General features: G+C 57.6%; 1 protein-coding gene. It reads left to right on the top strand.

Going from position 1 to position 12772, the window contains the following annotated elements:
* Positions 1 to 222: 222 nt before the first annotated feature.
* On the top strand, positions 223 to 12753 hold the full coding sequence (locus ACI48J_RS12035; RefSeq protein ID WP_405083211.1) for an amino acid adenylation domain-containing protein: 12531 nt from the start codon (positions 223 to 225) through the stop codon (positions 12751 to 12753).
* Positions 12754 to 12772: the final 19 nt, after the last annotated feature.

Genomic DNA, 12772 nt, shown 5'->3' on the forward strand with positions numbered 1-12772 from the left:
TTGGAACATGTTTACAAGCCGGACAATTCATTAGACGAGCCTGCCGAAAGAGCCCCTTCACTTTTGTCCAAGTTTTTTGAAAGTTTGGTGTGTGGAATTAGATAACAGGGTTGCATACCTGAAAACGAATCTCTATACCGGGAGAGTGTCGATGTGAGAGAAAATACGAACAAACGGTTTGCTTTAACTCAAGCGCAGCGAAGAATATGGAGTATGGAAATGATGTATCCGAATACATCGGTCGGAATCATCGTGGGTACTCTGTTTATTCGCGGACCCGTGAATACCGACGTTTTGATGCAGGCGATTTATAAGCTGGTCCGGGACCACGATGCGTTCCGAATCCGGATTGCGTCTTCCGATGCCGGTGAACCACTCCAGTGGTTTGCGAATGAATCGGACATTGAACCGCACTGCGACTATATGGAAATGGGCAGCGAAGCCGAAGCGAAAGAGTGGCTGGAACAATTTAATCATACGCCGTTATCCATTTTTGACGAACACCTGTATCAATTCTGCCTGTTTAATCTGAATAACGAAGAACATTGGTTTAACATAAAAATACATCACAGCATAGCGGACGGTATCGCATCGCATCTTCTTTGCACGACGGTCATGGAAAATTATACAAAATTAATCGACGGCCAAGAACCGGAGCCTAAAGCAAAAGGGACTTATCTCGATTACATTTACGCCGAACAAGAATACGAGCGTTCGGATCGCTACCAGAAGGACAAAGCCTACTGGCTGGACAAGTTCGAATCCTTCTCGGAAATTACACGAATGAAACCGAGTTCGCCTTACTCCGTGAGTACGGAGGCCGACAGGGTGAGTGTACCTTTCGCAGGCAAGCGCTACGAGCAGCTGCAGCGTTTCAGCGAGGAGTATAACATCAGTACCTTTACGGTGTTCTTGGCGGCATTATACATATTGCTCCATAAAGTAACGGGAAATGAAGATATTACAGTCGGGACCATCTATGCGAACCGGACGTCGAAGCAGGAAAAAGAGACGATAGGTATGTTCGTGAGTACGGTTGCGACCCGAATGCTGCTCGAGCCGGATCAGCATGTATTGGCGTTTTTGCAGCATGTGTCCAAAGAACAGAAGGCGAATCTCCGCCACCAGAAGTACCCGTACAATCAGCTTATTCAAGACTTAAGAGAGCGGAACAAACAGTGGGACGTTCCCGAATTGTTCCGGGTGGACATCGAATATTTGCCCGTGAACTGGACTTATTACGACGGCCTCAGCGTCATTCGGAAAAGCAGTCATTCCGGGCACGAAGTGGGCGATTTTGCCGTACACGTCGTAGATATGCTGGACGACAAGGAAATTGATTTGAATATCGATTACCGGGCTCAATTGTTCGATGAGAGTGAAATCTTACGGATCTCGGAGCAGATGTTTACTATTATTGACCAGATTGTCCTTAATCCCCGTCAAACCGTGCGCGAGCTGTCCATGCTGAGCAGCGAAGAGAAGAATAAAATTTTGACGGAATTCAATCCGCCGGTGTCCGAACTTCCGCCTGCCGAAACGTTCCACCGGTTGTTCGAGGAACAGGCGGCGCTGAATCCGGATACGGCGGCAGTGGTGTACGAGAACAATCAGCTCACATACGGGGAACTCAACGATCGGGCCAACCGTCTAGCGGGCTCGCTGCGCGGAGCCGGAATCGGCCGGGAATCGGTCGTGGGCATTCTGGCCGACCGCTCGGTCGATCTGCTCGTCGGCGTCATGGCGGTATGGAAAGCCGGAGGCGCGTATGTTCCGCTGGACCCGGATTACCCGTCCGATCGCATCCGGTTTATGCTCGAAGACAGCGGTGCGGCCGTACTGCTGACGCAAAGCGGACTGAGGGACAGGGCCGGAACGTGGCTGGGAGAAGGAGGGGCGCTTCGCACGATTCTATGCCTGGACGACGAGAAGTCGTACAGCGAAGAAAGGGAGAACGCGCCGGCGGAGAGCCGGCCGGACGACCTTGCCTACGTGATCTACACCTCCGGCACGACAGGGCGGCCGAAAGGCGTTATGATCGAGCACCGGAGTCTGGTGAATACGGCAGCGGCTTACCGCAAGGAATACGGGCTTGATCAATTCCCCGTACGCCTGCTGCAGCTGGCGAGCTTTTCCTTTGACGTGTTCGTCGGGGATATCGCCCGGACGCTCTACAACGGCGGCACCATGGTCATCTGCCCGAAAGACGACCGGATCGATCCGACACGCCTGCACGGCTGGATACAGAGCCGGCAGATTACCGTGTTCGAATCGACGCCGGCGCTAATCATCCCGTTTATGGAGCATGTGGCGCAGCAGGGGCTCGATATGAGCTCGATGAAGCTTCTCATCACCAGCTCCGACAGCTGCAGTGTGGAAGATTACCGGCAGCTGCAGGAACGGTTCGGTTCTCGGTTCCGGATCATCAACAGCTACGGCGTGACGGAGGCGGCGATTGATTCGAGCTTCTACGACGAACCGCTCTCCAAGCTGCCGGAAGCCGGAAATGTGCCGATCGGCAAAGCGTGGCTGAATGCGAAATTTTACATCGTGGACGCTCAGTTGAACCCCGTTCCCGTAGGGATTCTGGGCGAGCTGTGCATCGGCGGGCCGGGCGTGGCCCGGGGATACATGAACCGTCCGGAGCTGACGGAAGAGAAGTTTGCGGACAGTCCGTTCGCTGCCGGGGAGCGCCTGTACCGCACGGGCGATCTGGCTCGCTGGATGGAAGACGGCAACGTCGACTTCATCGGGCGGATCGACTATCAGGTGAAGATCCGAGGATACCGGATCGAGCTCGGCGAAATCGAGACGGCCATGCTGCGTTTTGACGGCATCCGCCAAGCGGTCGTGACCGACCGTACCGACGAGCGGGGCCAGAAGTATTTGTGCGGGTACGCGGTGGCGGAATATGAAATCGATACCAGAGAATTGCACGCGTATCTGGAGCGGACGCTCCCTTCGCATATGGTGCCGGCTCGCGTGATGTGTCTGGACCGGCTGCCTCTTACGCCGAACGGCAAGGTAGACCGCAAGGCGCTGCCCGAGCCGGAAGGAAGCTTACAGGCGGAGGTGAAATACATCGCTCCCCGAACTTCGGCGGAACAGGCGCTTGCCGCCGTCTGGCAGTCCGTGCTGGGCGTAGACAGAGTCGGTCTGTCGGACAATTTCTTCGGACTTGGCGGCGATTCGATCAAAGCGCTGCAGGTTTCTTCAAGGCTCCTTCAGGCCGGTTACAAACTGGTTATGCGTGATCTTTTCCACTATCCGACGATAGCGTCCCTCAGTCCGCAGCTTCAAACGGCCGGCAAAACCGCCAGCCAGGAAGAGGTAACGGGAGCCGTGACGCTGACGCCGATTCAGCGCTGGTTTTTCGGGCAAAATCCGGCCGACCCGCACCACAGCAATCAGGCCTTCATGCAGTACCGCAGGGAAGGTTTCGAGGAGACGGCTCTGAGGAAAACGATCGCTAAGCTGGTCGAGCACCATGACGCGCTGCGTACGGTTTACCGCAAAACCGAAGCCGGATATGAAGCATGGAACCGGGGGACGGAGGAAGAGTTGTTCAGCCTGGAAGTGGCTGATTTCACGGGCCTCGGAAACTGTAAGGCAGCCGTTGAGGCGAAGGCAAGCGAAATCCAGGGAAGCATCGACCTTGAGAAGGGACCTTTGGTGAAGCTGGGCCTGTTCCGCTGCACGGATGGCGACCATTTGCTCATAGCCATCCACCATCTTGTTGTGGACGGCGTGTCCTGGCGTATCTTGTTTGAAGATTTTGCGGCCGGTTACGAACAGGCTCTGGGCGGACAAGCGATTTCGCTTCCGCATAAAACGGATTCGTTCCAGACATGGGCCGGGCAGTTGTCCCGCTATGCGGGTAGTGCGGCGCTTGAATCCGAGCGGGCTTACTGGAGGCAGATCGGGCGGATCGAACTTGCGCCGCTGCCCAAAGATTTGGGGCAGGAGAAATCACGGCTCAAAGACAGCGATGTCGTGACCGTAATATGGACGGAAGGCGAGACGGAGCAGCTCTTGAAACAGGCGCACCGCGCTTACAATACGGAGATGAACGACCTCCTGCTTACCGCCCTCGGTATGGCCGTCCAAGCCTGGACGGGACATAGCCGGGTGCTCGTGAATTTGGAAGGCCACGGACGTGAAGACATCCTGCCGGATGTCGACATTACGCGCACCGTCGGATGGTTCACCAGCCAATTTCCGGTCATTCTGGAGAGCGGCCGGGATCAGACGGTTTCGCAGCAGATCAAACAGACCAAGGAAGGCCTCCGGCGTATTCCGAATAAGGGAATCGGCTACGGCATTCTGAAATACATGTCGGAAGAGGGGGAGAGCGGCCTATTCGGTTCCGATCCGGAGATCAGCTTTAACTATCTCGGTCAGTTCGATCAGGATTATCAGAGCAGCGGTTTGGAACCTTCTCCATTCTCGACCGGGAACGATATCAGCGAAAACGCGGTGATGGATTTCGCGCTCGACATGAACGGTATGGTCACGGAGGGATCGCTTGAGCTTTCGATCCGCTACGGCACGACACAGTACCGCCGGGAGACGATTGAGCGGCTGGGAAGCCTCCTGGAAACAAGCTTGCGGGGAGTAATCGCACACTGCTTGTCCAAGGATCTGCCGGAGCTTACACCGAGCGATGTCCTGCTTCCTGATCTGTCCGTGGAAGAGCTGGAGCAGCTGACGGCACGCACCGCCTCCATCGGCGAGCTGGAAAATGTGTACACGCTGACTCCGATGCAGAAGGGTATGCTGTTCCACAGCCTACTGGACGCCGATTCGGAAGCGTATTTCGAGCAGGTGACGTTCGATCTGCAGGGCAGCCTCGACGCCGAAGCTTTTGCGAAAGGGCTGGATGTGCTGATTCAACGGCATGAAGCGCTTCGGACGAATTTTATAAGCGGATGGAAAGATGAGCCGGTTCAAATCGTGTTTCGTCAGCGGAAAGGCGAAATTTACTACGAGGATGTAAGCGGACTTGACGAGTCGGAGAGGGAGCAAGCACTCGCTGAACTGGCAAACGCCGACAAAGCCCGGAAATTTGATTTGGCGCATGATTCGCTTATGCGGGTGACTCTTGTGCGGACCGATGAACAAACGTGGCACTTGATCTGGAGCCACCATCATATCCTGATGGACGGCTGGTGCATGTCCTTTATGATCAAGGAAGTGTTTGAAAGCTATTTCGCGTTTCTGGAACGAAGAAAACCGGAACTTCCTCCCGTTACTCCTTTTGCCCGTTATATCGAATGGCTGGAGAAACAAGATCGGAACGCGGCAGCCGACTATTGGAGCGGTTACTTGAACGGCTATGACCAGCACACCAAGCTTCCTCAGGAAAAAGCGCAGCGTAAAGCGGAAAGTTTCAACGCGTTCGAACTGGATTTCGAATTCAGCCGGGAACTGAGCGAGCGGATCGAGCGCGTGTCCAGGCAAAATCAGGTGACGCTGAGTACGTTCGTCCAGACGCTCTGGGGTCTTGTTCTCCAGGTTTATAACAACAGCCGGGATGTCGTGTTCGGCTGCGTCGTTTCAGGCCGTCCGGCGGATATCGCCGGTGTGGAAAGCATGATCGGCCTGTTCATCAATACGATTCCGGTCCGGGTTCGGAGCGAAGCGGGAGAGTCTGTGGCGGATGTCTTGCGAAAAACCCAGGAGCAGGCACTTGCTTCGGGCGCGTACGATACGTTCCCGCTGTATGAAATCCAGGCGCTTAGCGAGCAAAAACGCGATCTTATCAGCCATATCATGGTATTCGAAAACTATCCGATGGAGGAACGGGTCGAACAGCTCATCGGAGGAAACGGAGCTTTGGCCATTTCCAACATTCAGGCCCCGGAGCAGACGAACTACGATTTCGATATCACGGTTATTCCGGGCGAGCGGATTGTGATCCGGTTCACCTATAACGGGGATACGTTCAGCGAGGAAGACATCCGCGGGATTCACGGGCATTTCACCCGGGCGGTCGAGCAGGCTGCGGCCGATCCGAACATCCCCGTCGAACAGTTGGAGCTGCTTACGCTTTCGGAAAAAGAGCAGCTGTTCGAAGCGTTCAATCCGGCCATGTCCGAGCTTCCGCAGGTGCAGACGTTCCACCGGCTGTTCGAGGAACAGGCGGTCCGGACTCCCGATGCGGCGGCCGTCGTCTACGAAGACAAGCAGTTGTCGTACCGGGAACTCAACGAACGGGCGAACCGGCTGGCCGTAACACTGCGCGCGGGCGGTGTCGGCAGAGAGTCCATCGTCGGCATTTTGGCCGAGCGTTCAGTGGAGCTGCTCGTCGGCGTCATCGCCGTATGGAAAGCGGGAGGCGCGTACGTGCCGCTTGACCCGGATTATCCGGCCGACCGCATCCGGTTTATGCTCGAAGACAGCGGAGCGACGGTGCTGCTGACGCAGACTTCTCTCAGAGAGAGCGCCGGGGCTTGGCTGGAAGCGGAAGAGACGGCGCTGCGCGCGATCCTTTGCCTGGACGACGAGAAGTCGTACAGCGGGGACGGAGAGAACGCGGCTATCGGAAGCAGGGCCAACGACAGCGTGACCGTCGGCGATGCGGGCGACACCGCACAGCGTGCCGGAACGTCTGCCGGTCAAGAAGCCGCAGGCGGCGCAATCGGCCCTACGGCTGACAGCGCAGTGTCCGGCAGCTTGTCCGCATCAGGCACACCGGACGACATTCCTTACGAAACGCAGCCGCACGACCTCGCTTACGTGATCTACACGTCCGGCACGACGGGACGGCCCAAAGGCGTCATGATCGAGCACCACAGCCTTGTGAACACGGCGGCCGCCTACCGCCGGGAATACCGGCTGGACCGGTTCCCGGTACGGCTGCTCCAGCTCGCGAGCTTCTCCTTCGACGTGTTCGTCGGAGATATCGCGCGGACGCTGTACAACGGCGGCTCCATGGTCATCGTGCCGAAAGACGACCGGATCGACCCGGCCCGCCTGCACGGCTGGATCCAAGAACAGCAGATTACCGTGTTCGAATCGACTCCGGCGCTCATCGTGCCGTTTATGGAGCACGTAGCCGAAAATGCGCTTGATATGAGCTCGATGGAACTGCTCATCACGAGCTCCGACAGCTGCAGCGTAGGCGATTACCGCGTGCTGCAGGAACGATTCGGCTCGCAGTTCCGGATCATCAACAGCTATGGGGTCACGGAAGCGGCGATCGATTCGAGCTTCTACGACGAGCCGCTGGCGAAGCTGCCGGAGACGGGCAGCGTGCCGATCGGCAAAGCGTGGCTGAACGCGAGGTTCTACATCGTGGACGCGCACCTGAACCCGGTGCCGGTCGGCGTCCTGGGCGAGCTGTGCATCGGCGGCCCGGGCGTGGCACGGGGTTACTTGAACCGTCCGGATCTGACGGAGGAGAAATTCGTGGACAGCCCGTTCGTCACGGGCGAGCGTCTGTACCGCACGGGCGACCTGGCCCGGTGGACGGCGGACGGCAACGTCGACTTTATCGGGCGGATCGACCACCAGGCCAAGATCCGGGGCTACCGGATCGAAACCGGCGAGGTCGAGTCGCAGCTGCTCCAGACGGACGGCGTCCGCGAAGCGGTCGTGATCGTGCGCGAAGACGGCGGCGGGCAGAAAGCGCTGTGCGCGTACTACACCGCGGAAGGCGAGCTGGCCGCAAGCAGCCTGCGCAGCGCGCTGGCGCAGGAATTGCCGGGCTACATGATCCCGTCGTATTTCATCCGGCTGGAGCGGATTCCGCTGACGCCGAACGGGAAAGTCGACCGCAAGGCGCTGCCGGCGCCGGAAGCGGGCGCGGACGGAGGCGCGGAATATATCGCGCCAAGGACGCCGCTGGAAGCGAAGCTGGCCGCCATCTGGCAGGACGTGCTCGGTCTTCGGAAGGAAATCGGCATCCGTGATAACTTCTTCGACCTGGGCGGACATTCCCTGCGGGCGACGACGCTTGTCGGCAAAGTGCACAAGGAGCTGAACGTCGATCTGCCGTTAAGAGACGTTTTCCGGCATTCGACGGTTGAAGAAATGGCGCAGGCAATCGCCAACATGGAACGGCAGGAGCACGTCTCCATTCCTCTTGCCGAAAAGCGAGAATATTATCCGCAATCATCGGCGCAGAAGCGGTTGTACATTCTCAACCAGCTTGAGGGAGCGGAGCTGAGCTATAACATGCCGGGAGCACTGCTGCTCGAAGGGGCGCTGGACCGGAACCGGTTCGAGGAAGCATTCCGCAGTCTGATTCAGCGTCATGAAACATTGCGCACGGGCTTCGAAATGGCGAACGGGGAAGCGGTGCAGAGGGTATATCCGGATGTGGACTTTTCCGTGGAACATGTCGGGGCAAGCGAGGAAGAAGCGGCAGAAACGGTGCGGGATTTTGTCCGTCCGTTCGATCTCGCGAAACCGCCTTTGATTCGGGTTGGCTTGGTCGAACTGGCGGTTGAGCGGCATATCTTGCTGTTCGATATGCATCATATCGTTTCCGACGGAGTTTCGATGGACGTGCTGGTGGAAGAGTTCGTTCGCCTATACAGCGGAGAAGAGTTGGAGCCGCTGCGCATTCAATACAAGGACTACGCCGTCTGGCAGCAGTCCGAAGGGCACAAAGAGCAGCTGAAGCGTCAGGAAGCTTACTGGCTTAATGTCTTCCGGGGAGAACTGCCTGTGCTGGAGCTGCCGACGGATTATGCTCGGCCTGCCCTGCAGAGCTACGAAGGACGGACGCTCCAATTTTCCATGGATGCGCAGAAGAGTGAAGGCTTAAAGCGGCTGGCGGCGGAAACGGGAACCACACTCTACATGGTCCTGTTTGCGGCCTATACAGTTATGCTGCATAAATATACGGCTCAGGAAGACTTGATCGTAGGCACCCCGATTGCCGGCAGGACACACGGAGATGTGCAGCCGCTCATCGGAATGTTCGTCAATACGCTGGCAATCCGCAATTACCCGGCCGCGGACAAAACGTTCCTCTCCTACCTGCAGGAGGTCAAGGAAACGACTCTCGGCGCGTACGAGCATCAAAACTACCCGTTCGAGGAATTGGTGGAAAAGGTTCAGGTTGCCCGCGATCTAAGCCGCAACCCGCTTTTCGACACGATGTTCACGCTGCAAAACACGGAAAACAAAGAGCTTCAACTGCCCGGTCTCCGGCTGGCTCCTTATGCGAGTGAAGAAATCGTGTCCAAGTTTGACCTTAGTTTGGATGTGACGGAAGTCTCCGGCGGCTTGGATTACTTGTTCGAGTATGCAACCTCTTTGTATAAAAAAGAAACGATAGAACGAATGGCCAAGCATTACGAACAGCTTTTGAATGCCATTGTGAAGAGCCCGGAAGCCAAAATCGCCGATCTTGACCTGGTTACTCCTTCCGAAAAAGAGCAGCTGTTCGAAGCGTTCAATCCGGCCATATCGGAGCTTCCGGAGGTGCAGACGTTCCACCGGCTGTTCGAGGAACAGGCGGTCCGGACTCCCGATGCGGCGGCCGTTGTTTACGAAGACAACCAGCTGTCTTACCGGGAGCTTAACGAGCGGGCCAACCGGCTGGCGGCAGCGCTGCGCGCGGGCGGCGTCGGCAGAGAGTCCATCGTCGGCATTTTGGCCGAGCGTTCGGTGGAGCTGCTCGTCGGTGTCATCGCCGTATGGAAAGCGGGAGGCGCGTACGTGCCGCTAGACCCGGATTATCCGGCTGACCGCATCCGGTTTATGCTCGAAGACAGCGGAGCGACGGTGCTGCTGACGCAGACTTCTCTCAGAGAGAGTGCCGGGGCTTGGCTGGAAGCGGAAGAGACGGCGCTGCGCGCGATCCTTTGCCTGGACGACGAAAAGTCGTACAGCGGGGACGGAGAGAACGCGGCTATCGGAAGCAGGGCTGACGACAGCGTGACCGTCGGCGATGCGGGCGACACCGCGCAGCGTGCCGGAACGTCTGCCGGTCAAGAAGACGCCGGCGGCGCAATCGGCCCTACGGCTGACAGCGCAGCGTCCGGCAGCTTGTCCGCATCAGGCACACCGGACGACATTCCTTACGAAACGCAGCCGCACGACCTCGCTTACGTGATCTACACGTCCGGCACGACGGGACGGCCCAAAGGCGTCATGATCGAGCACCACAGCCTTGTCAACACGGCGGCCGCCTACCGCCGGGAATACCGGCTGGACCGGTTCCCGGTACGGCTGCTCCAGCTCGCAAGCTTCTCCTTCGACGTGTTCGTCGGAGATATCGCGCGGACGCTGTACAACGGCGGCACCATGGTCATCGTGCCGAAAGACGACCGGATCGACCCAGCCCGCCTGCACGGCTGGATCCAAGAACAGCAGATTACCGTGTTCGAATCGACTCCGGCGCTCATCGTGCCGTTTATGGAGCACGTAGCCGAAAATGCGCTTGATATGAGCTCGATGGAACTGCTCATCACCAGCTCCGACAGCTGCAGCGTTGGCGATTACCGCGTGCTCCAGGAACGATTCGGCTCGCAGTTCCGGATCATCAACAGCTACGGCGTCACGGAAGCGGCGATCGATTCGAGCTTCTACGACGAGCCGCTGGCGAAGCTGCCGGAGACGGGCAGCGTGCCGATCGGCAAAGCGTGGCTGAACGCGAGGTTCTACATCGTGGACGCGCACCTGAATCCGGTGCCGGTCGGCGTCCTGGGCGAGCTGTGCATCGGCGGACCGGGCGTGGCACGGGGCTACTTGAACCGTCCGGATCTGACGGCGGAGAAATTCGTGGACAGCCCGTTCGTCACGGGCGAGCGTCTGTACCGCACGGGCGACCTGGCCCGGTGGACGGCGGACGGCAACGTCGACTTTATCGGGCGGATCGACCACCAGGCCAAGATCCGGGGCTACCGGATCGAAACCGGCGAGGTCGAGTCGCAGCTGCTCCAGGCGGACGGCGTCCGCGAAGCGGTCGTGGTCGTGCGCGAAGACGGCGGTGGTCAGAAAGCGCTGTGCGCGTACTACACCGCCGAAGGCGAGCTGGCCGCAAGCAGCCTGCGAAGCGCGCTGGCGCAGGAATTGCCGGGCTACATGATCCCGTCGTATTTCATCCGGCTGGAGCGGATTCCGCTGACGCCGAACGGGAAAGTCGACCGCAAGGCGCTGCCGGCGCCGGAAGCGGGCGCGGACGGAGGTGCGGAATATATCGCGCCAAGGACGCCGCTGGAAGCGAAGCTGGCCGCCATCTGGCAGGACGTGCTCGGTCTTCGGAAGGAAATCGGCATCCGCGACAACTTTTTCGACCTGGGCGGACATTCCCTGCGGGCGACGACGCTTGTCGGCAAAGTGCACAAGGAGCTGAACGTCGATCTGCCGTTAAGAGACGTTTTCCGGCATTCGACGATTGAAGAAATGGCTCAAACCATAGCGGGGTTGGAACACCGGGAACATACCGCCATTCCTGTACTCGAGAAACGCCCTCATTACCCGCTGTCTTCCGTTCAAAAAAGGCTGTACATCCAGCATCAGATGGAAGGCGCGGAGCTGAGCTACAATATGTCGGGTCTTATGGTTCTCAAAGGTGAACTGGACCGCGGCCGCTTTGAAGCTGCGCTTCGCGGGCTCATCGGCCGTCACGAGATTTTGCGTACGGCATTCGAGATGGTGGACGGCGAACCTGCGCAGGTTATTTACCCGGAAGTGAATTTCGCCCTGGAGTACCGGCAGTCGGACGAAGAAGGAGCCCGGGAAATTGCCGCACGGTTTGTCCGCGTCTTTGATCTGGAACAACCGCCGCTGCTGCGGGTCGGTCTGATCGGGCTGGAACGGAACCGTCATATTCTGATGTTCGACATCCATCATCTTGTTTCCGACGGCGTGTCCACCGGCATTTTAATCGACGATCTTCTCCGCATGTATACGGGCGAAAACCTCCGTCCGCTGCGGATTCAATATAAGGATTTCGCTTCGTGGCAGCAGTCCGAGGCGCAGAGCGAACGTCTGAAAAAACAGGAAGCGTACTGGCTGGACGTGTTGGACGGAGAGCTGCCGCGCCTTGAACTGGCGACCGATTTCGCGAGACCGGCGGTGCGGAGCTACGAGGGAGATGTACTGGATTTTGCCATAGGCAAGCAGCTAAGCGAAGCCTTGCAGCAAATCGCGGACGATAACGGCGCAACCTTGTATATGGTTTTCCTCGCCGCCTACACCGTTCTGCTGCATAAGTATTCCGGACAGGAAGACATTATTGTGGGCACACCGGTCTCAGGCAGAACTCATGTAGATACGGAACCTCTGATCGGAATGTTCGTCAACACACTGGCGATCCGGAATTACCCGTCCGGCGAGAAAATGTTCCTTTCTTACCTGGAGGAAATCAAAGAAACGATGCTGGGAGCTTATGAAAACCAGGATTATCCGTTCGAGGAGCTTGTGGAAAAAGTACAGGCGGCAAGGGACTTGAGCCGGCATCCGATATTTGACTCGGTGTTTGTGATGGAAACGAGAGAAGACCGGATCAGCCGTTTCGGAGAGTTAACCGTCGAACCTTATATCGAGGCCAAGACGGTCGCCAAATTTGATCTGACCCTGGAAGTTACGTATGAGGAAGAAGGCATGAGCGGTCATTTTGAATATGCGACTAAACTGTTTACCCGGAACATGATCGACAATTTTGCCGAAGACTTTCTGACCATCCTCTCCAAAATTTGCGAGCAGCCTCATGTCCTGCTGAAAGATCTTTCCTTAAACGGTTCTTCGGGGCAGGAAGAGGACTTGCTGGAAGCTATTGATATTGTTTTCTAAAGCTTTACCCGGCGGATGT

The sequence above is a fragment of the Paenibacillus chitinolyticus genome, from assembly GCF_045038035.1.
GTDB lineage: Bacteria > Bacillota > Bacilli > Paenibacillales > NBRC-103111 > Paenibacillus_F > Paenibacillus_F chitinolyticus_A.